Annotated in this window: 20 protein-coding genes; 11 read left to right on the plus strand and 9 right to left on the minus strand. The window is 45.2% G+C overall.

Features of this window, described 5'->3' with window-relative positions; all coding sequences use genetic code 11:
- Positions 1 to 331 precede the first annotated feature (331 nt).
- On the minus strand, positions 332 to 2131 hold the full coding sequence (gene mrdA, locus H6G17_RS12585; RefSeq protein WP_192157562.1) for a penicillin-binding protein 2: 1800 nt from the start codon (positions 2129 to 2131) through the stop codon (positions 332 to 334).
- Positions 2132 to 2347: 216 nt separating this feature from the next.
- Here mrdA and H6G17_RS12590 point away from each other — a divergent pair, with 216 nt between their 5' ends.
- From H6G17_RS12590 to H6G17_RS12610, 5 genes are all read left to right on the plus strand, one after another.
- A complete protein-coding gene (locus H6G17_RS12590; RefSeq protein ID WP_192157563.1) occupies positions 2348 to 3493 on the plus strand; it encodes an ABC transporter ATP-binding protein in 1146 nt (381 codons plus the stop codon).
- Positions 3490 to 4611: a spermidine/putrescine ABC transporter substrate-binding protein gene (locus H6G17_RS12595; protein ID WP_192157565.1), complete on the plus strand. Its 1122-nt coding sequence runs from the start codon at positions 3490 to 3492 to the stop codon at positions 4609 to 4611. The genes H6G17_RS12590 and H6G17_RS12595 overlap by 4 nt, the downstream gene beginning before the upstream one ends.
- Before the next feature lie 193 nt (positions 4612 to 4804).
- Positions 4805 to 5737: an ABC transporter permease subunit gene (locus H6G17_RS12600; RefSeq protein ID WP_192157567.1), complete on the plus strand. Its 933-nt coding sequence runs from the start codon at positions 4805 to 4807 to the stop codon at positions 5735 to 5737.
- Positions 5738 to 6001: 264 nt separating this feature from the next.
- Positions 6002 to 8365 (plus strand): penicillin-binding protein 1C, encoded by a 2364-nt coding sequence (pbpC, locus tag H6G17_RS12605; protein WP_192157649.1) that lies wholly within the window; start codon positions 6002 to 6004, stop codon positions 8363 to 8365.
- 20 nt (positions 8366 to 8385) lie between these two features.
- Positions 8386 to 9228, plus strand: a complete 843-nt coding sequence (locus H6G17_RS12610; RefSeq protein WP_192157569.1) for a class I SAM-dependent methyltransferase — start codon at positions 8386 to 8388, stop codon at positions 9226 to 9228.
- Positions 9229 to 9260: 32 nt separating this feature from the next.
- Here H6G17_RS12610 and H6G17_RS12615 read toward each other — a convergent pair whose 3' ends face one another.
- The 4 genes from H6G17_RS12615 to H6G17_RS34620 form a co-directional block, all read right to left on the minus strand.
- Complete coding sequence (locus tag H6G17_RS12615) at positions 9261 to 9803, minus strand: Uma2 family endonuclease (RefSeq protein WP_192157570.1); 543 nt, start codon at positions 9801 to 9803, stop codon at positions 9261 to 9263.
- Positions 9804 to 9943: 140 nt separating this feature from the next.
- On the minus strand, positions 9944 to 10171 hold the full coding sequence (locus H6G17_RS12620) for a type II toxin-antitoxin system Phd/YefM family antitoxin (RefSeq protein WP_192157571.1): 228 nt from the start codon (positions 10169 to 10171) through the stop codon (positions 9944 to 9946).
- Positions 10172 to 10433: 262 nt separating this feature from the next.
- Positions 10434 to 10793, minus strand: a complete 360-nt coding sequence (locus H6G17_RS12625) for a hypothetical protein (protein WP_192157572.1) — start codon at positions 10791 to 10793, stop codon at positions 10434 to 10436.
- Between the two features lie 280 nt (positions 10794 to 11073).
- Positions 11074 to 11931, minus strand: a complete 858-nt coding sequence (locus tag H6G17_RS34620) for a D-alanyl-D-alanine carboxypeptidase family protein (protein WP_192157573.1) — start codon at positions 11929 to 11931, stop codon at positions 11074 to 11076.
- Between the two features lie 159 nt (positions 11932 to 12090).
- Here H6G17_RS34620 and H6G17_RS12635 point away from each other — a divergent pair, with 159 nt between their 5' ends.
- Positions 12091 to 13179 carry an AEC family transporter gene (locus H6G17_RS12635; RefSeq protein ID WP_192157575.1) on the plus strand — a complete coding sequence of 363 codons (1089 nt, stop codon included), beginning with the start codon at positions 12091 to 12093 and terminating at the stop codon, positions 13177 to 13179.
- An 89-nt stretch (positions 13180 to 13268) separates the two neighbouring features.
- On the opposite strand, the gene H6G17_RS12640 is transcribed toward H6G17_RS12635, so the two are convergent.
- Positions 13269 to 14144, minus strand: coding sequence for a helix-turn-helix domain-containing protein (locus tag H6G17_RS12640; RefSeq protein ID WP_192157577.1), 876 nt, complete (start codon positions 14142 to 14144; stop codon positions 13269 to 13271).
- A gap of 167 nt (positions 14145 to 14311) precedes the next feature.
- On the opposite strand from H6G17_RS12640, the gene H6G17_RS12645 reads away from it, so the two are divergent.
- Both H6G17_RS12645 and H6G17_RS12650 read left to right on the plus strand, forming a co-directional pair.
- The gene (locus tag H6G17_RS12645) at positions 14312 to 14584 is read left to right on the plus strand and encodes a hypothetical protein (RefSeq protein WP_192157579.1); all 273 of its coding nucleotides are present in this window, start codon (positions 14312 to 14314) and stop codon (positions 14582 to 14584) included.
- Between the two features lie 73 nt (positions 14585 to 14657).
- On the plus strand, positions 14658 to 16055 hold the full coding sequence (locus H6G17_RS12650) for an MATE family efflux transporter (RefSeq protein WP_192157581.1): 1398 nt from the start codon (positions 14658 to 14660) through the stop codon (positions 16053 to 16055).
- A gap of 20 nt (positions 16056 to 16075) precedes the next feature.
- Here the strand turns inward: H6G17_RS12650 and H6G17_RS12655 are convergent, their stop codons facing one another.
- Complete coding sequence (locus H6G17_RS12655) at positions 16076 to 16600, minus strand: phosphoribosyltransferase (RefSeq protein ID WP_192157583.1); 525 nt, start codon at positions 16598 to 16600, stop codon at positions 16076 to 16078.
- Between the two features lie 68 nt (positions 16601 to 16668).
- Between H6G17_RS12655 and H6G17_RS12660 the strand changes: the two genes are divergently transcribed.
- A complete protein-coding gene (locus H6G17_RS12660; protein WP_192157585.1) occupies positions 16669 to 18117 on the plus strand; it encodes an MFS transporter in 1449 nt (482 codons plus the stop codon).
- A 97-nt stretch (positions 18118 to 18214) separates the two neighbouring features.
- Positions 18215 to 18562 carry a 4a-hydroxytetrahydrobiopterin dehydratase gene (locus H6G17_RS12665; protein WP_192157587.1) on the plus strand — a complete coding sequence of 116 codons (348 nt, stop codon included), beginning with the start codon at positions 18215 to 18217 and terminating at the stop codon, positions 18560 to 18562.
- A gap of 194 nt (positions 18563 to 18756) precedes the next feature.
- Here H6G17_RS12665 and H6G17_RS12670 read toward each other — a convergent pair whose 3' ends face one another.
- Positions 18757 to 19992, minus strand: a complete 1236-nt coding sequence (locus tag H6G17_RS12670; RefSeq protein ID WP_192157589.1) for a DUF4912 domain-containing protein — start codon at positions 19990 to 19992, stop codon at positions 18757 to 18759.
- Positions 19993 to 19996: 4 nt separating this feature from the next.
- Here H6G17_RS12670 and H6G17_RS12675 point away from each other — a divergent pair, with 4 nt between their 5' ends.
- Positions 19997 to 20185 carry a hypothetical protein gene (locus tag H6G17_RS12675; RefSeq protein WP_206757157.1) on the plus strand — a complete coding sequence of 63 codons (189 nt, stop codon included), beginning with the start codon at positions 19997 to 19999 and terminating at the stop codon, positions 20183 to 20185.
- Between the two features lie 279 nt (positions 20186 to 20464).
- Here the strand turns inward: H6G17_RS12675 and H6G17_RS12680 are convergent, their stop codons facing one another.
- Entirely contained in the window at positions 20465 to 21439 is a 975-nt protein-coding gene (locus H6G17_RS12680) for an AEC family transporter (protein ID WP_192157593.1), read from the minus strand.
- Positions 21440 to 21559 lie beyond the last annotated feature (120 nt).

Raw genomic sequence — 21559 nt, forward strand, 5'->3', positions numbered from 1 at the left:
TACTGAAACCACTATGAACTTTTGTTAAAGAGCGATCGCAACTATGACTTATCCAATGCCCGAGTGGAACTCATATACTCAACATTTACAGTAACACCGCGTTCATGCCAAAAAGAATTTTAACTTGTGTATTGAGATTTTTAGCACAAATCGTTTCGATACTTAAAAAAGCTTTATCTAAATGTCTATAAACTAACTCTCGAATCTCTCACGACTGAAATATTCAAAGTAACCGACCAAACAGCAAAAACTGTCTGTCCGCAAACGTACAAAAGCTGAGTAGTTAATTTCGACCGCCGACTCCCGTACGGGTGAGTTTCCAAACCCGCCTCTACCGACTTACAACTTCTCCCTTCGCCTTCTGCCCGTTAAAATAAGCTTCCATCACCTTTAACACCATTGGGGCGCAAATCTTGCCACCGCCACCACCGGAATGTTCGGCAAACGCTACGACCACAATTTCTGGCTTATTATACGGGGCATAACCGCCAAACCAAGTGTGAGATTTCTGCTTATAAGTCTCCGCCGTACCGCTTTTACCAGCAGCAGGGGGAATGGTAGGAGAACTCAACGCCCTACCCGTTCCGCTAGCTACGACTTGTCGCAGTCCTTGACGGACGGTTTGCACGGTACTGGGTTTGATATTTAAAGACTCGCGCCACTTTTTCGCTTCCTCGTTATCTCGCAGTAAGTGCGGTTTGATCCGGTAGCCACCACTAGCGGGAACGGCAAACATCACGGCGACTTGCAAGGGAGAAACTTGCAAAAACCCTTGACCAATGGACATATTTACCGTGTCCCCTACCTTCCAAGGTAAGTCATAGTTGGCTCGTTTCCATTTATCGTCTGCAACTAAGCCTTTTGCTTCTTCTGGTGCGAGTTCAATGCCCGTTTTGCGCCCAAACCCGAATTTTCGCGTCCATTCAATCAGAGTTGGTCCGCCAATTCCCCGACCGATTTGATAGAAAAATGTATCGCTACTCCAAGCCAACGCCCCAGGAAAATCGAGTACGCCAAATCCGGCAAGATTCCAATCGCAGAACCTCGTACCACCGATGTTCATGCAACCATAGGTTTGCAATCGCGTTTTAGGCGAAAACTTCCCTGATTCCAAGCCAGCCGTAGCGGTAATGATTTTAAACGTACTGGCAGGGGGGAAACCTCTGAGGGCGCGGTTGACAAAGGGGTGATCTTTCTTTTGCAAGCTGCGCCACACGGCGGGGGTGATGCGTTTAGAAAATACGTTGGGGTCGAAGGTAGGACGACTCACCATTGCTAATACTCCGCCAGTACGGGGGTCGAGGGCGACAATTGCCCCTTGGCGATCGCCCAAAGTTTTTTCGGCGGCTTTTTGTAACTCTAGATCGATCGTTAAATGAATGTTCTGACCCGACCTTGCCTTTTTCTCGCCTAAATATCGTAAAACCGTGCCTCTACCATCAACTTCTACCTGTTGCCCGCCCCATTCACCCCGCAGTTGCTTTTCAAAGGCTGCTTCTACCCCCATTTGTCCGATGACATCTCCGAGGCGATAGCCTTCTTGACGTTTCTCAGCTAATGTATTGTCATTCATCTCGCCTGTATAACCGAGAATGTGGGCGGCGATTTGACCGTTGGGATAACTGCGAATCGGTTCGATGTAAACTTCTACATCTTTTAATTGATTTTTATATTCTGCCAAAGCCGTAATTTGAGCCGGGTTGATATCTCGTGCCATGCGAATTAAGCTAGGAGAATTTACCCCGGCTTTATCCATGCGTTGTTGAATTTCGGCGGCTGGCATTTGTAAAATTTGGGCAAGCCGTTGTTTAGTACTGTCCCATTCCGGTTTTTTGGGAGCCATAGGCCAAATGTAAACGGAATGAGACAGACGACTAGTTGCTAAAATTCTGCCTTTGCGATCGAAGATACTGCCCCGTTCTGGCTGTTTGGGAATCAACCGAATTCGGTTATTGTCCGCCAATTGACGATTGCGAGTCCCTTCAACAAGCTGTAAATATGCCAGCCGACTGCCAATCCCACCAAACATGGCAACAGTAATCCCTAGCATTAACACTAAGGCTTGGAAACTACGCCCGACAGTGCGGGTCGTTTTCGTCTTGCTGCCATAGGCGGGATAAATGATTTTCATGGGGTGGGATTTACGATATTGGCACGGTAGCATTTAAGATCTAAGTTACCCACAACTGAGGCGATCGCGCTCAGGCAAAGCAGCGTTTACCCATCAATTTTAATCAATTGGAATGAGCGTTCGCTCAGCTAATAGCGGTGACAAGTAAATTTATTGGCAGTTCGACAAAATACCGTGCAGACTGGAAGATAAAATATATTACCTGGGACAATACGGATGACGGCTCGAACTGCAACACGGTATACAGGGGGAAAAGTCGGTGCATCGCTGCTTGACGTTGAGCTGCAAAACGTCTATAAGTTTTTTCATCAAGAATTAGCCGTAAACGGGATCGACGTAAATATTCGTCGAGGAGAATTTTTTAGTATTCTCGGTCCCTCTGGTTGTGGCAAAACGACAACGTTACGTTTAATTGCTGGATTTGAACGCGCGGACGCGGGAAAGATATTGATTCAGGGTGAACAGATGAATCGCGTTCCGCCCTATCGTCGCCCTGTCAATACTGTATTTCAAAGTTATGCTTTGTTTAACCACTTAAATGTGTGGGATAACATTGCTTTTGGGTTGCGGTTGCAAAAACTCTCGCGGGTGGAACTGAATAGCCGCGTGGAAGCCGCACTCAAATTAGTCAAGATGGAGACGATGCGATCGCGCTTTCCCGCCCAACTCTCAGGCGGACAGCAGCAGCGAGTTGCTTTGGCAAGAGCATTAGTCAATCGTCCAGCAGTCGTATTGTTAGATGAGCCTTTAGCAGCACTCGATTTGAAACTACGTCAGGAAATGCAGGTAGAATTATCCAATCTGCATCAAAATTTGGGCGTGACTTTTATCTTTGTCACTCACGACCAAAAAGAAGCCCTGTCTTTATCAGACCGTATTGCTGTAATGCATCGTGGCAAGATCGAACAAATTGGTTCTCCTAAAGAAATTTACGAGCATCCGAGTACGGCATTTGTAGCTGATTTTATTGGCGATACTAACTTATTAGCCGGAAAAATCGCGCATAGCGATCGCTCGACTCTCCAGGTTGATAGTCAGAAGGGATTAAAAATTGTCGTGCAAAGACATGACTATACAGAACCGACTGCAACTTCTGCTCCAGTGATGGTAAGCGTGCGTCCAGAAAAAATCGAGTTGAGCTTGGAACGTCCTACTATTCGCACAAATTGTTTTGCTGGTAGACTACTACACGTCATGTACCTGGGAACTCACGTTCACTACTTAGTAGAATTAGACTCGGGCGATCGCATTAAAGTCTTACAACCAAATACAGGCAACACTTTATCAGACACTAATATACCGATCTACGTTCGTTGGGCGACTCGTGACTGTATAGCTTTAAAAGCCAGTGGAAGCGAATGAACACAAACCATCAGCCAGTACAAAGATTTTCGCGATCGAGACGCAGATTTATTCGCACCTCAGTAGCCGCATTTTCGGGACTTGCCCTCACCCGGTGTGGTTGGAGACAGGGAGGAGTCCAACGGGCAGCAGCACCAGCAAATCCAACAGACAAGCTATTTGTCTATACCTGGTCGCAGTATACAGATGACAAACTAATTAAAAACTTTACTGCTCAGTTCAAAATACCAGTCGTTGCAGACATATACGAATCAAACGAGGCAATGCTGGCAAAGTTACAAGCAGGAGGAGGAGGAAATTACAGCGTCATCTATCCTAGCGATTATATGGTAAGGCGCATGATAGAAATGGGAATGCTCCACGAACTCGACCGTTCGCGCCTCCAAGGTTTAGACCGACTTGCCCCCCAATTTCAAAATCCGACTTACGATCCGCAAAATCGTCACAGTATTCCCATGAGTTGGGGGACAACTGGATTTGTTTACAATACCCAGCAGTTAAAAGAACCACCTACAGATTGGGAATATTTGTGGAAAAATAGTCGGCAATTGTCAGGACGCATGACTTTAATTGATGACGTGCGGGAAGTCATGGGCGCAACTCTACGAATGTTGGGTTATTCCTACAACTCTAAAGATGAGTCGCAAATTAAACAGGCTTACGAGAAGTTACGAGAACTCAAACCCAGTATTGCTGCATTTGATACCGATGCTTGGCGCAGTCAAATCCTCGCCGGGGATTTAGTGTTAGCGATGGCATATTCCACTGATGGAATTAAGATCTCCCAAGAAAACCCCAATCTCAGATATATCATTCCCGCCAGTGGCACGTCTTTGTGGACGGATACGATCGCCATTCCCAAAACCGCACCCAATCTCGATGCTGCCTATGCTTGGCTCAATTACAACTTGGAACCTACGGTAGCAGCAGAAATTTGCCAGCGACAAACCGTTGCCATTCCCAATCAAGTTGCATTAGAACAATTACCAACTCAGCTGCGTCAAGATACCAATTTGTTTCCTCCAGAATCGATCTTAAATAAATGCGAACGCATTTCCCCTTTAGGAGATTTTGATGCAGTTTACGATCGCTACTGGACACAACTAACTAGCAGCTAGGGGATCGGAAGTTAGGAAAGTATGAAGGAAAAAGGAAGAAGGAAGAAAGATGAAGTATGAATGATTTGTTGGTAATTGGTAGTTGGTAGTTGCTCCCTTGTCCTCCTTGTCTCCCTTGTCCCCCTTGTCTCCCTTGTCTCCCTTGTCCCAATTTTGAATTTTGAATTTTGCCTCCTACTCCCTTCTACAAACTGTGTCTGCAAAAAAGTCACCGCTTCAATTCGATGTATCCCCAAGTCAGGATGCCGAACCACCGCTACCACCGCAACATCCTCGTTGGTGGAATTGGCTAGAACCGACGATTTTTCTAACTCCGGCTGGAATTTGGTTGATATTGTTGTTGGTACTACCAACACTGATTATCTTTGAGTTGAGTTTAGTGCCAGGGTTTCGCCCGGGAAATATTGTTAATCCTAGCGGTGTAGATAATTATATTCAGGTATTTCAACCCCTATATATGGGAGTGATGGGGCGATCGCTATTTTTAGCTAGCTCTAGTACTATTATTTGCTTATTATTAGGATTTCCCGTCGCCTACTGGATTGCTTTGTTGACTCCTCAACGCTGGCGGACTCTACTTTTATTGGGTTTTGTCTTACCTCTGTGGACATCCTCTTTACTGCGTTCTTATGCCTGGATTACGATTTTGCGTCCTACAGGCGTGCTGAACTCTTTGCTCAACAGTGTTGGTTTACCCAGCCTCCAAATTCACAATAGCAGTACGGCAGTTTTGATTGGCTTGAGTTACAATTTACTACCCTACATGGTATTGATTCTCTACGCTTCCCTAGAAAGATTAGACCGGAGGTTGCTAGAAGCAGCCGCAGATTTAGGAGCAAATCCCGCTGAAACCTTTTGGAAGGTAACTGTCCCCCAAACTTTACCAGGAATTGCCGCAGGTTCGCTGTTAGTTTTCATTACAGCAATTGGCGATTTCATTGCTCCAGAGTTACTAGGTGGTGCATCCAGTATGACGATCGCCAGGTTAATTTACAACCAGTTTTTAGGCGCAACCCAGAACTGGGGATTTGGTTCGGCGTTAAGTATGGTGTTGGTACTAGCTGTTAGTATTGCGATCGCGTTATTAATTAAATACGGCGGGAATAATTCAGTGACTAGTGACTAGTGACTAGTTAGCAGTGGTAGTTGGTGGTTGGTAGTTGGTGGTTGGTAGTTGGTCATTGCCCTCTCTCCCTCAGCTCCCATTCTCCGAGAAGGGCTATTCTACTCTACGAGAAGGGCTTCGCCCTACGAGAAGCCGCTTCGCGTCTATGCCCTACAGCTGGGCGACTCTCTCTTCGCCCCCTTGTCCCCCTTGTCCCCCTTGTCCTCCTTGTCTCCCGACTCCCCACTCCCGACTCCCGACTCCCGGCTCCTCTGGAGAAAGGGAATTTTTGTTTTAATACTACTGTGTCTAATTGTCCGTGGCTTACCGTATCTCGCTCCTATTCATGCCAAAGATATCGTCCAGGAACAACAGGCAATTGAGTTTAGCGATCGCCACGGGTTGCCTTTGGGAACTTTACTAACTCGCGATCGCAACCACACTGTAGCCGTACCGTTGAATGCAGTTTCGCCCCAGTTTATCCAAGCAATTTTAGCAGCAGAAGACGGGCAATTCTATCATCATGGAGCGTTGGATTTAAAGGCAGTCGGACGGGCGATCGTCACTTCTATTCAAGCTAGAAGAATTGTCAGCGGCGCATCGACAATTACAATGCAACTAGCACGGATGCTAGAACCCTTACCGCGCAACTTCTGGGGGAAAGTTCGGGAAATTTGGTTATCTTGGCGGCTAGCCGCAGGCATGAGCAAAGACGAGATCCTGCAAGCTTACGTCAACCGTCTGCCGATGGGTGGCAATATTTACGGTATAGAAGCTGCTGCCCGTATATATCTGGGAATGCCTGCATCCGAACTAAATTTAGCACAAGCTAGTCTGCTAGCAGCCATACCCAACAATCCGGTATATCTGAATCCTTACGATAGTTGGGAAAGGTTGAAACGGCGACAGAAATATGTCCTCGATCGCATGGTTCAAGATAAACATATTACCCGTGCTGAGGCAGAAAAAGCCAATACAGAAGCAATTACGCTCCAGTCGCGACGACAGGGAATTATCGCTGCACCGCATTTTCTGTTTTGGGCAGCCAGTCAACTTCCCAACCAACACCCATCCCAATTTCGGACGACTATAGATCGTCCCTTACAGCAATTTGTAGAAGCCCAAGTCCAGCAGATCGTGCGCCACCTTGCACCACAGAACGTTCACCACGCTGCTGCTTTAGTTATCGACAATCATTCTGGTGCAGTTTTAGCTTATGTCGGTTCCCCCGATTACTTTGCCGATGCCGAATTGGGGCGTAACGACGGCGTGCAAGCGCTTCGACAGCCTGGATCGACTCTAAAACCCTTTTTGTACCAACTAGCCTTGGAACAGCGGTTAATTCGTCCAAATACCGTATTAGCAGACGTACCTACCCACTATGCTATTCCTGGGGCGCGGCTTTACAGCCCTACAGATTATAGCGAATCCTTTCAAGGACCCGTGCGCGTCCGCGTTGCCTTAGCGAATTCTCTTAACGTTCCCGCCGTGCGAGTTTTGGAGCGAGTTGGTGTAGAAAATTTCTTACAACGCCTGCATCAACTTGGTTTCGAGCATTTAAACCAGTCCCCAGAATATTACGGACTCGGCTTAACCCTCGGTAGCGGCGAAGTCAGTCTGTGGGAATTAGCCCGTGCTTATGTAACTATGGCAAGAAATTCTATGGAATTAAGCGGGAGTCGGGGACAAGGGAGAGGGGGACAAGGGGGACAAGGGGGACAAGGGGGACAACGGAACAAGGGAGCAACCATCAATTACCAATTACCAATTACCAATTACCAACTACCTCTGGTCACTGGTCACTGGTCACTGATAACTGACATATTAAGCGATCGCCATGCCCGTGCTAAGTCTTTTGGTGTGGACTCGGTGTTAAATTTGCCTTTTCCTGCTGCGGTGAAAACGGGAACTTCTTCTAATTTTCGCGATACCTGGACGGTAGGATTTACGACTGATTATACAGTTGCCACTTGGGTGGGCAATTTTAACGGCGAACCGATGCGTCAGGTATCTGGGGTGATGGGTGCGGCTCCTTTATGGAATCGGATTATGTTGCACTTGCACGAAGATCGAGAACCTGCGGCTTTTTCTGCTCCATCTGGTTTGGTTTTACGTCCCGTCTGTGCTTTGTCGGGATTGAAACCTACACCTGCTTGTCCGACGGTGGTACAGGAATATTTTTATCCAGAAGATTTGGACGAATACGATCGCCATCCCGATACTTTTTATCAACTGGTAACTGCTCATACAGCAAAAGAGCCGCAATATCGGCTTAACTTACCTAGAGAGTATGATAAATGGTTGGCAACCCAAGGGCGATCGCCTGGGGTTACGAGCGGACTAAAAATCGTGTCTCCTACCAACGGCGCTTTGTTTCTCCTCTACCCTAGTAATGGTGCGAGTGACACTCAGCAACGGCTTGAATTTAAACTCGCTGCAAAGTCAGATAAACCTGTAGAATGGTGGCTTAACGGTGAGAAACTAGCAACGCAGACATCTGATGCTTTCTTTTGGGAGCTGCGTCCTGGGAACTGGACTGTGGAAGCCAAAAGTGATGAGACGAGCGATCGCGTCAGTTTTCAAGTACAGTTAGCACAAAATAAACCTACTCGCCGAGGTTTTTCTATCGGTCATGTAAGCAAAAATTAGTCAGAGTTACAGGGGTGAAAATGTCAGATTCTACATACATCTTTGCTAATTCTCAGCCTTTGAAGAAAGTTGAACCCCAAGAATTTAAACTGACAGAAACTGAGCTGAAAGAATTGGCAAGACTCCAAGCAATCGAACGAGTCTTCGATCCAGCCAGTCGCAGGCGAATTCAAGTAACAGGTATTGCTGCAAATTGGCGCTGTCTGGAAGTTGGCGCAGGAGCAGGATCGATCGCCCGATGGATGGCAGAAATTGTTGGAGACGATGGTAAGGTTGTTGCTGTCGATTTAAATACTCGTTTTGTTGCCAAGCTCGAACGAGCGAATTTAGAAGTTATAGAATCCGATATTCGTCATCTAGCGCTAAAGAGTCAATCTTTCGATCTCATTCATACTCGCTACGTGCTGATTCATGTTCCAGAATTTCAAGTTGCTCTCGCAAAAATGTTAGATTTACTCAAACCTGGGGGGTGGATTGTGATTGAAGAACCAGATTTTTCTGCTGCTAGAGCGATCGCGGGAAATGAAGCAGCTTGTCAGTCGATGAATCGGGTGAATGAAGCGATCGCCCAAATGTTTGCTAGTAGGGGGATGAATTATGCTTTTGGTGTTAAATTGCCTACCATATTTCAACAGTTGAATTTGCAAGAATTATCTGTTGAAAATGATACTCCTTTAGCCCCTGGTGCTTCGGGAATTGCTACAGTTATGAAAATGTCTGCTGAGCGATTAGCAGATAAATATATTGCTACCGGTAAAGCAACGCAACAAGACATCGAGCGGTATTGTCAAATTGCCGAAGATCCGCAGTCATGGGCAATTTATTATTCAACTATTGGGGTGACAGCTAGGAGAGCAGTTTAGCGATCGCCAATCGATAAAAAGGGGCGATTGCATCATGACAAAAGCCTGTCAACAGACACTGAAACATCTGAAAATGCTAATGGTGTAATTATTCCTTTGTCAATTGTGTTTGCTTCCAGATACTTGCCATTTTGAGGATTTCTAAATACAATTATTTGTCGAGTAGCTAAGCTTAAAACCCAATATTCTTGAATTTCAGCCGTTGCATAAATTGCAGCCTTAATATCCAAATCTTTTTTTAAGCTTGTCTTGGCAACTTCTATAATCCAAAAGATATCCTCAGGGGCAGGATGGCGATCGTTGTAAGATGATTCAGGCAATCTCACAATCGCGATATCTGGCTCGGGTTCGGAATCGGCTAGAGTAATAGGTCCATTGAAGCGTACATCAGCCTTACCTAACAGCAATTCTTCCAAGTACTTCGCGCCTCGTTTTGCTGTAGAGTAATGGATTGGTGTTTCTGGACTCATCTCAACAATATCACCTGCTAGCAATTCCACATGGCGATCGCGCAGAATGCCTGCTTCAATCATGCGATGATAGTCTTCTACAGACCATTTAGCTAGCGTTTTCATAGCAGAACTTCTGGAAATTTTGCGATCGATTTAGTTCAATTTTATAGTTTCTGGGTTGAGTAGCGCCCCCAATACTCCTCACTAACGCCCTACTAGCTTGTTGCGTCACTACAAAAACGAATAGGTGTCGAGCAATAGCCTCATGGAGCATATGCCTCAAAATCCTCCAATGGCGCGTCAAAATCATCTGACATTTTTACCATCCCCTTTGCACTACCAAATTTAGGGATTGCTTCTACTGTATTAAGTGGCACAATTTTGAAAGGGCTTCCATCACTACGGGTAATTACAACTTCTTCCCCGCCTGCTACTTCTTCAATTAGCTCTGCTAGTCGAGTCTCAGCTTTTTTTAAGTTAATCTGGTGCATGATGTTTTTTGGCAAAACTCGATACTTTGAATATAGCTTCTGATGCAAGCACTTAAAAGCGATCGCAGCCTATCTGCTTAATAGCTACTCTTGCATCTTAAAGTAGCATAGTTACTATGCTACAAAATTTTTAACTTCAACAATAATCTTTTGAGTTTCGTTTTCGGTACTAAAAAATAGTCCAGCCATCCTTCTGCCCATTGAATTTTGCTGATTGTGGTAAATCTGCAATCTACTGCACGCAATTGTTATGCAACAACTATTACAAATCGATACGCTCCGCCGCAAATTCTATAATATCGTCTGTTCTAATATCACCTGGCAACATATCAGCGTTCAGTATCATACGCAGATTACCTACACTTATTTCACCATTGTCTACATCTACAACTCTAGCAATTATCCAATAATTATATTTTGACAAAAAGTTTTGATGTCGAATGCTAACCTCCGAAGCAGTTGACTTAACAATAGTACCTGTTTCAAAAATCACAAGGGGGGAGATAATTTCTTCACCTTTCTGAATTTGGCATGGATAAAAGAAGGTACAACATTCATTTTTACCATCTGAAACAATTACGTCAGCTCCACCGTTATCTAGGAAAACTTCTTTTGCAAACATTGCTTAGTTATCCCATCAATTAATTCAAATAAATGCCTTAGCAGGCAGCTCAAAATTACCTCGATTTTGAGTCTAATAAGATAGTTTTTCGGTTACGCCCCACTCAGGTTAAGTTGTATAACTATTGATTGCACTGAAAGTACTATATACAACTGGCTTGTATGAGATTATTAAATAATAACTTCTTCGTATAATATGTCATAAGATTCTATTTAAACTATTCCGATCGCCTTCTCTATTCATTCTAAAAAGCACGAGAGTTAGAGTATTGCAAAAACAATTAGGGCGTATTGCGACTGAGATTTTTGGCTTTATAAAATGTTTCTAAACTATCGCGATCGCCCACAAATCTCCAGTGCCAAGGTTCGTAATTTACCCCTTGCAAGTTATTCTTAGGAAAAGACATTTCAAAATGAAATCGCGCTGCATTTGCCTCTAACCATTTAAAGGCTTTCGTCTTCTCAAAATTGGTATTTAAATTCGTTGCTGGTGTATTGCCATCGCCAATATCTACGGCGTAACCTGTATGATGCTCGCTGTAGCCTGGAGGGGCGCTGACTTTGGCACGTTTGGTTACAGATTGTCTCCGTTCTGCTTGAATATCAAAATAAATAGGCTGCTGATCCTGCACCGAACGAAAACCGGAAATCGGGACTAAATTTACTCCCGAAGCTCTAGCCGCTCGTACCATCGCCTGAAACTCTTGGGCAGCAGCTTGACGCAACCTCATGGCACTTCCTGGTAGAATTGGCACAAGTTCTGTTTCGGGGGCTTCTTGATAAGGTAAATGTCCTAAAAGGTTGTCCGAGCGAGCAGGAGAAGGATTGACAGCTACTGGTGATTGTGGTGTTGCAGGGCTAGTAGAAACAGTTGGGCTAGGAGAAATAGTAGGTGTAGGTTGAGTAACTGTATTTGGTGACGGAGGATTAAAGTACCATAAACTAACGCCCACCGCGATCGCACCTACAGCTAGCAAACCACCAATTAAATAAATTGGCTTCCCACTGGAAGCACGATTTGATGAAGTGACAGAATTAGGAGGGGTTGCATCCCGCAAAGCCTCTGGAATATCATCGGGCGATCGACGATTTGCAGAATTTGAATGTTTTTGTCGTCTCGATAAGTCAGCGTTATCCACAACTCACTCCTTACTGTTCGCCCCGCCAGCTTTAAATTTACAACTGGCAATTGTAAACTTAAGACCGATTAACGGCTAAGTATCGATCTTGTAAACTGCACTAGTCCATTATTCCCTATTCCCCACTAATTCTTTCAGAAGAATAATTTTCTTTTCGTAATGCAGCTTTTGATACTATACGCTCAACTGATCGGCTTGGTTTTGTTAGGATTTTTTGCTAGCAGCAAAATACCTCAACTCTCTCCCCATACTCTAGGACAATTTCTGTTTTGGATTGGAGTCCCGATTAGTATTATTGCCTTCTTGCGCCAAGCCGACTTGTCAGGAGCCATTTGGATCGCGCCTATATGCGCTTGGATCGCTATTTTACTCGGAGCAGGTTTAGCTTGGGGGTGGATTCGGTTATGCGGGAGTCGGGAGTCGGGAGTCGGGAGTCGGAGGGACGACTTGGAGACAAGGGAGACAAGGGAGACAAGGGAGACAAGGGGGACAAGGGGGACAAGGGGGACAAGGGGGACAAGGGGGACAAGGGAGAAGCATTCAACTAACAACCAACAACTACCAATTACCCATTACCAATTACCCATTACCAACTACCCATCACCCACCCAAGGTAGCTTCCTCTTAGCAGCCATGGTAGGCAACACGGGTTATATCGGGTTTCCCGTGGCTTTGGCGGTGGTGGGAACGCAGTATTTTGGCTGGACGTTGTTTTACGATCTGTTGGGATCGACTTTGGGATCTTATGGTTTAGGAGTATTGCTGGCGGCGCGATTTGGTAAGGGAAAAAGCGATCGCACTTCGCTCATTCAAGCAATATTAATCAATCCTGCTTTGTGGAGTATGGGGTTTGGCTTGTTATTTCGTCAAGTCCCTTTACCTGCTGTAGCAGAATCAATTTTATCCAGTTTGGGTTGGAGTGTGGTTGCTCTATCGTTAGTTCTTATCGGGATGCGCTTGCAACATCTCAAGTCTTGGCGCAATTTACCTAAAGCCGCAGTTAGTTTAACAATTAAAATGTTGATCGTTCCGTTAGTTGTAGGTAGCGTCTTGACTCTATGTGGTTTTACAGGCGCGCCTCAACTGGCGATCGTTTTACAAATGGCTATGCCTCCCGCTTTTGCTACTCTGGTAATTGCGGAAGCTTACGATCTCGATCGCGATTTGGCTGTGACGGCTTTAGCACTCGGTTCTGCAAGTCTGTTGTTGACTTTGCCGCTGTGGTTGTGGTTGTTTGGTGTTCGTTAGAACAGGGCTATTGCAAAAGTTTTATTTTGTATGTCGCGCAAAGACGCAAAGGCGCAAAGAAAGGCGCTATTTGACTCTTTTGACTTTGCTCATCCGGCTCGGTAGGCTTTGGGTGTCATGCCTGTGAGTTGACGAAATTGTTGGCTCAGATGGCTGTGGCTGTTAAAGCCGGATTGTAGAGCGATTTCGACTACCGATAGGTTTGTTTGTTTTAATAACTGTTTTGCTCGTTCTACTCTTTGCTGGAGTAAGTACTGGTGCGGCGAAACGCCAAGGGATTGCTTGAACAGGCGGCTAAAGTGAAACTGACTCATTCCTAGAAGTTGAGCGAGATCTGCCAGTTTAATCTCTCGATCTAGATGAGCGTTGATATATTCTGAAACTTGTAATAGCCTGCGATCGCCTAATCCTCCCTCATAAAGTGCTACACGTGGTTGAGTTGTGGCATAGTCGCGAAGTAAATGCACTGTTAGCAGGTTTGCTAGAGATTCGATATAGAGGCGATTCACCCAAGCATCGTTTTGATGCAATGCCGATCGCAACATCATCGCTATCTGCTCGATTTGGGGATTGCGCACCCGAAATTCTGGTACGATCTCAAGGCGATCTGGATCGATATCGATCGCTTCTTTTGCTACCTGTTGTAAGAACTGGGGCGGGATTTGGATGTGTAAGTAGCAATCCTCGCCTTCCGAGCGATATGAAGAAGGGAGATGAGCGGGGGTGATGGAAATATCGCCTTTAGTATAGAGTCCTACATAACGGCGATCGCCCATAATTTGATGCAGGCGATTGGGTTTCGTCGCCAGACATACGGCGATCGCGTGTTCTGGCAAGGCGAAATGCTCTATTCCTCCAGGGGGTTGCTGAAATTCTTCAACAATAATTGATTCCCAACCTAAATTTTGACTCGATGCGATCGGTAATTTGGGATCGCGTGTTGGAGTGTGTAATGCTTTCGCCATCTGTGCTTTAGCCTTCTACAAAACTGACCGCAAGATTTTGATAGTCGCGCAAGATTCAAATAGATCGAAGCTTTGAGTTTCCTTATTCTGTAATTGTAACGGTAAATTTACATACTGTAACGCCAAAATTAACTACCCGAATTTTATTTAAATGATAGGAGATTGAGATGCTACTAAAAAAGTATGCAAACAGAGATAATTGCCAAGCAATCGATTTAGTAAAGTCGATCAAAAGTATTGCGATCGCCAATATTCTCAACCAGCGCGATCGCGGCTCTGTTGCTAGTTGGTTATTTCTAATTGGCTCGTTAATGTTTGTATTTGATGCCATATTAGAAATTTCTAAAGGGGTTACTTTGTCTGCTGTTTTGCATTTTTCAGCCAGCATTATATTCACGATTGGCTCAATTCTTTTTATGCCCGATCCTACTCAAAATTAATTTGACAGCCTTTGATTCTACAACTTTTTCGTCTGCTCCCTGCTCCCTACTATACAGTCCTAGATATTTTGTCATGTCTTCTCATACCCTTCGCTTCAACATTCAGACTGAAATTAAGGAGTTTCTCAAACTTGCTATTCCTTTAGTCAGCGCCCAACTTGCCCAATCTGTCACGGGTTTTGCCGATACGGTAGTCATGGGTAGGTTAGGACAAGAAACTCTCGCAGCAGGCGGATTAGCTTCCATCACGTTTATGACGTTGTTAAATACCGCAACTAGTATAGTGGTAGGAGTTAGCCCGCTTGTAGCAGCAGCTCATGGCGCAGGAGATAAATCGCGAGTCACGCAGATAACGCGCCAGGGGTTATGGATATCGGTGGTTCTGGCAATTGCTCTGATGCCGATTGTCGCACATTTGGACGCACTGATGCTTCAGCTCGGACAAACTTCTAGAACTGCTGCTTTAGCCAATGAATATTTAGATGTAGCACTTTGGGGAATATTTCCAGCTTTAGGGTTTACCGTACTCAGAAGTGTCGTAGCTGGCGTATCTCAGGCACGTCCGGTCATGGTTATTGCGATCGCATGGACGCTGTTTGATATCGCAGGAAATTATATTTTCGGTCTGGGTATGTTTGGTTTTCCGCGCCTGGGACTGGTGGGTTTGGCATTAACTAGCGCCCTCAGTTTTTGGGGGAGATTTTTGTCTTTAGTCGTTTACATACTCTGGCACAAGCAACTTAGAAATTACGGTATTTTTCAGGCATTACATCTTAGACCGCGCATTATTTGGGAATTGCTCTGGCTGGGCGCGCCGATTGGGATAGCAACAGCTATAGAATACGGTTTGTTTAATATCGTCACGTTCCTCATGGGAACTTTAGGAACTGAGATTTTGGCAGCACACCAAATCGTTTTACAAACTACGGTTATTTTTTACATGGTTCCCTTGGGAATGTCATACGCGACAACAGTACGAGTCGGTCAATGGCTTGGACAGCAAAACTTAAAAGCAGCTAAACGAGCCGGATACGTCAGTATGGTTTTAGGTGCTAGCTCAATGACACTTATGGCGATCGCGGTGTTAATCTTTCCCCAACAGATAGTAGGATTATTTATCGATCTTCGCGACCCAGCAAATGCAAACGTTTTATCAATTGCTGCACCTATGTTGTTTGTCGCAGCTTTAGGAGAAATTGTCGATGGAGTGCAAAGAACTGCCAATGGCGCACTGCAAGGACTGCAAGATACTCGCGTTCCAATGTTACTAGGCTTTTTAGCTTATTGGGGAGCTGGTTTGACCAGTGGTTATTTGCTAGGATTCCAATTTGGTTTGGGTGGTGTAGGGTTGTGGATTGGACAGTCAATTGGACTAGCGATCGCATCTATTGCATTTATCTGGCGGTTTCGCAAATTATCTTCTCGCAAGCAATTACAATATTCTCTGTGTTCCTGTCCCCCAAATTCTTAACTCGTGGACAATATCCACCCCTACCCGACTCCCGCCTCTTGATGCAATGCAGCCAGTTCCGCAATATTCATCTTTTCATAAGGCTCAAACGGTTGGTGAATCCAGGGACTATCGGGTAAATAATCGACATAATAATCTGGGACGAACGCAGAACAACCCTTGTACCACAAAACAGCAGTGCGAATTTCTTCAACTTCCGTGCTAAATTGCTCTTGCAACCAGGGGATAGTCTGTTGTAAGGTCACACCAGAATCAACCAAATCGTCAACCAAGAGGATGCGAGAACCTAAGTTATCTGTTGTCATGGTTAAGTAACGAGAGACAACCAGACTTCCTCTTTCTTGCTTACCTGCACCCACATAAGATGAAGTTGCTAAAATTGCTAGCGGTTGTTCGTAAATGCGGGAAAGAATGTCGCCTACCCGCAAGCCTCCCCGCGCGAGACAGACAATTTGATTGAATTGCCACTGCGACTGATAAACTTGGACTGCCAACTTCTCAATCGTGCGGTGGTAGTCCGACCAAGAAACATAAAGATCTGACATAAGGGGTACAATTTAGCGCTAATACTAGATGGCAGAGTCATTTATTCTAAACTTTTACCATCTTGTTTATGCATAATTCCTCCCCTAATGGTGATTCTGAAGCAGCGTCTTTAAGTGACAAGTTAGACTTAAAAACCAAACTTGCCTATGGTGCAGGGGATCTGGGACCAGCAATTGCTGCTGGGATTGGCGGATTTTTTCTACTGGTTTTTTTTACAAATGTGGCTGGCATTCCCGCCGGGTTAGCTGGCAGCATTTTGCTGATTGGCAAAATCTGGGATGCAGTTAATGACCCAATTGTAGGAGTGCTGACCGATAAAACTAAATCTCGCCGTTGGGGTCGGCGTTTACCTTGGTTATTTTATGGAGCCATTCCCTTTGGGATTTTCTTCTTTTTACAGTGGATTGTACCGCGCTTTAGTACCGAGCCTACCAGCCAAATGTGGAGCTTGTTTTGGTATTACGTCTTCATTGGGGTAGTGTCTCAAGTTTTTTATACTGTGGTCAATTTGCCTTATACGGCAATGACTCCAGAACTAACTCAAGATTACGACGAGCGGACAAGTCTGAATAGTTTTCGCTTTATTTTTTCGATTGGTGGTAGTATTTTCTCGCTAATTTTGGCACAAATTGTCTTTTCGACAATTAGCGATCGCCAGCAACAATTCTTCATTTTAGCAGCTATTTGCGCGGTAGTTGCAACTTTATCACTTTACTGGTGCGTTTACGGCACGCGCGATCGCATTTTGGTATTTGAAGCTAAACGCACGGCTGTTGAAGAACCTCCAGCTTTACCAATTAGAGAACAATTCAAAATTGTTTTTACCAACAAACCTTTTTTATTCGTTATTGGAATTTACCTTTTTTCTTGGCTAGCAGTACAAGTTACAGCCAGCATTATTCCCTACTTTGTTGTCAACTGCTTGCAACTAAGAGAAGCGCAAGTTCCTACAGTTCTCATTGCCGTACAAGGAACTGCCATTTTCATGTTAATAGTGTGGAGCCATCTAAGTAAAAAAATTGGTAAAAAAGCCGTATATTTTATGGGAATAATTTTATGGATTTTAGCTGCGATCGGACTATATTTCTTACAACCTGGTCAATTAGGTTTAATGTTTGCTTTAGCAGTCATAACAGGCATGGGAGTATCTACAGCTTATCTAATTCCCTGGTCGATGATGCCGGATGTAATTGAATTAGACGAACTCAATACCGGACAGCGCCGCGAAGGAATTTTTTATGGTTTTATGGTGTTGTTGCAAAAATTCGGTTTAGCTTTCGGTTTATTTTTAGTTGGAAATGCCTTGCAAGCATCTGGTTTTAGAGAAGCTGCGGCGGGACAAGAACTACCAACACAACCAGAATCAGCATTATTTGCCATTCGCCTTGCAGCTAGCGTTTTACCTGTAATTTTTCTGATTGGTGGTTTAGTTTTAGCATATTTCTATCCCATCACCCGCGAGATTCATGCTGAGATTTTGTTGAAATTGAAAGAGCGGAAGCAGGCTAATGGGTAATTGGTAACAGGTAATGGGTAATTGGTAATGGGTTTCAGTCTATATATCTACTCCCACTCGATAAAATTAAACTAGAGATACCAACGTAGATAGTGCTATGGAAACTCTCACACAACAAAAATGTACTGCTTGCAGAAAGGATGCACCGCGAGTCACGCCAGAGGAAGAGGCACAACTCAAACCGCAAATTCCCGATTGGCAGATTGTGGAAGTAGAAGGAATACCACATTTAACCCGTACTTACAAATTTCCTGATTTTCAAACCGCTTTGAAATTTACAAATCGCGTGGGCGAAATCGCTGAGGCGGAAGGACATCACCCCGCATTATTAACTGAGTGGGGTAAAGTTAAAGTCAGTTGGTGGACTCATGCTATTTGTGGGTTGCACAAAAACGACTTTATTATGGCAGCTAAGACCGACGAGATTGCGGCTCAATTTACCTGATACCGATAAAATTTAATTGCGATCGCGCATATAAGAGGGCGGGTTTATTGAGATTGTAATGGACAAGTAGAGATGTTTGGTGAACCCACCTCTACATTCACGCATGATTTTGACATACAAAAACCCCGATCGCGATCGGGGTTTTTTGCGGATCTGTATGCCCCCCTTTTTAAGGGGGGTTGGGGGGATCTAAACTAAGGCAACCATTCGAGAACGGCTTCTTCCTTAGTATTGGTATTGCGCGAAGGTGTTTCGCGGTTGAACTTCATATGAATCGAACGAGTTTGTTCGCCATCAGCAGCCACAGCCATAATTGGGTAGTCGATTAACCCATCTTGGAATGACATCTGGAAGCGAAATGTCCCATCTGGATTGAGTTTAATCGGACGACCACCGATAGTTACTGTTGCATCTGGTTCGGTTGCCCCGTAGACAATTAACTCAGCATCGGCAACTAACCAAAACTGACGCGGACGCATGGGAACGGCAGAAGCGGAGAAGCCTACGCCGGACATACCTACGCCAGACATGGTTAAACCAGATACGGTAGGTACTGCCCACATTCCCACGCCAGAGGGGAAGACGTAAGAACTGATTGCTTGTTCTGGAACCTGCTGCATCGAACCGAACAGAGAACCCGCAACTCGCTGCGCTTCTGCACCTTGAGCCATGCCGAAAATTTCGTCATAAATTGGATTGCTAGCGGTTGCACCGTTGGCTGTCATTGCCATGCGCTTAGCAGGGGGAACTAGTTCAAATACAGTTTTACCGCGCAGATCTTCTTCTATGCTGACGGTAACGAAGTGGTCTTCAATCCAATCGCTAGGATAGACGGGGGGAACGTGGACGGTAGCAGAACGAGCTAGAACTAGAAAACGACCATCAACGCAGCGATAACCAATATCTACCACGTAATCGCGATCGCTCACTGGGATCGGTAAATACCATTCCCGCGCTAGTTCGTCGCAAGGGTATTCTTGAATGCTGTGGGGGCTTTGAAATTCGATGTTAATATTTGTCACGTCGTAGAGGCGCAACGCCAACTGTTGTCCGCCTTGGCGACGCAGTTCTTCTTTGTGGTCGTTGGGAATATCCCAGTATGTATACGACCATTGCGGATCGCGAGGCATCAGCACAATTCGGCTTTCGCCGTAGCCTTCAGGTAAATCCGCCAAACCCTCATCCACGTCAGCTAAGGAACCACCAGTCCGGTCTTCTTGTCCCAGTTCAAATTTAGCTGCTTCCACTGTTTCTTGTGCCTCCAGATTACGCGGTTGAGTGCTAGAGAGTTTAGTACGCTCGGCTTGTTGTATTGCTGCCAATAGTTGCGACTTACGCATTCGACTGTAGCGGGAGATGCTATATTCGCTAGCAACTCGACGCAACTGCCGCAGTGTCATGTCGTCTAGAGGTGGGCGTTCTTTCGCCATAAATTTGACCTCCGATTTGTTGAACGGTGCATCGTTTGCTTTTGGAGCAGGAACGAGGCAAGAATTCAGAATTTGGAATTCGGAATTAGTGCAAGAGAAGCTCCCTTCTCCCTTTTCCCCGATCGCCATCTTTGCCTTGCGGCAGACAGTATTTTTTTGGGATCGCGGGGATCGCTTTGTTTACTATTTGTAGCAAAAAAACTCTTAGCAAGATCGTTGTTAAAAGACCGATTTCAATCGATCCCACGCAGGTATCGGTTTTTTGGGGATCGTTATGTCATAAATTCATGACATAACGTCGAAGACAATCGCGCAGCCCTTCAGCTATGTTAAATTTTCATGACATTACGTGGCGATCGCCTTCACGTAATTGGGCAGACAGCCATAAAGATTTTTATGAGTAGGGGCGCACAGCCGTGCGCCCCTAAAGTTTATTTGCGCCCCTACAAACGTCATGTACGCAATCGAGTCCCTAATTCCCAAACACGTACAACCACAAAGGCAGGACGAGAAGATAGAGAATAGTAGAAAGAATAATACTGCTGGCGATCGTCGTCCGGTCGAGTTCGTACTCTTCAGCAAAAATCAGTCCGGCAAAAGCAGTTGGAACGCCAGACATCAACACCATTGCCAAACGGCGATCGCCCGATAACCCCAAGACAAAAGTAGTTGCTACACCCACCAATCCAGGGATAACGATGACCCGCAATACAGCTGGAATTATCCCTTGTTGAAAGCTTTTCCATCCTGGTAGTTGAGACAAGCGCATCCCAATTAATAGAAAAGCGCAGGCGATAACAACATCAATCGATCCCTGCAAGCCTGACTCAACGATACGTGGAAGCGCCACATCTTGAGTGAAATAACCAATCGCAAAAACCCAAAGAATCGGTACGGTTAAAACATCTCTCAGATGAATCCACCAGTGATGGGATTGTTCGGAACGACCGAAATAACTAGCAATCAGTACCCCGAACCCGTAAGCACCAACTATGTTATGGGTGATGCTGAAAAACACAATCCAGCTCAAGTACTCTGGATCGATAAAGGTAGGGACGATGCTCAATCCGACAAAACCCGTATTTCCTAGCGCCGCAGCTAGAATAAAGCTGCCTTGGTAAGATGGCTTGTCCCACGGCTGAGATAAAAAGCCTGAGATGTTGGCATTTATCGATCGCGCGGCAAACTGCTGTAAGCCAACTAAGCACAAATAAGCGATCGCCACCCCACTGCCAATCGCTGCTAAAGTAATCCCTGGAGCCAATCCCGCTGGCTCTGAAAAATTGGTTTGACGCGCCAAAGCCAGGATTTCCAAAGGAATTCCCACCCAGTAGAGACCGCGACCCAACCAATGGGGTAAAGTCTCCGGTACTAGGCGAAGCATTATTAGCCCCAAACCAGTCCACGCAATCAGGGGCAGGTAAGCATGAAATAAAGTTTCTGTCATATTGAGCTATTAGCTATTAGCTGTTAGCCGTTAGCTATTTGAGCGACATGCGAGTGTAAATAGAGAAGTGAAGCTAAACCCTAACCCCACAAGTTACAATCCTAATCGCTAATTGCCAAT

This window comes from Chroococcidiopsis sp. [FACHB-1243], from assembly GCF_014696895.1.
Lineage (GTDB): Bacteria > Cyanobacteriota > Cyanobacteriia > Cyanobacteriales > Chroococcidiopsidaceae > Chroococcidiopsis.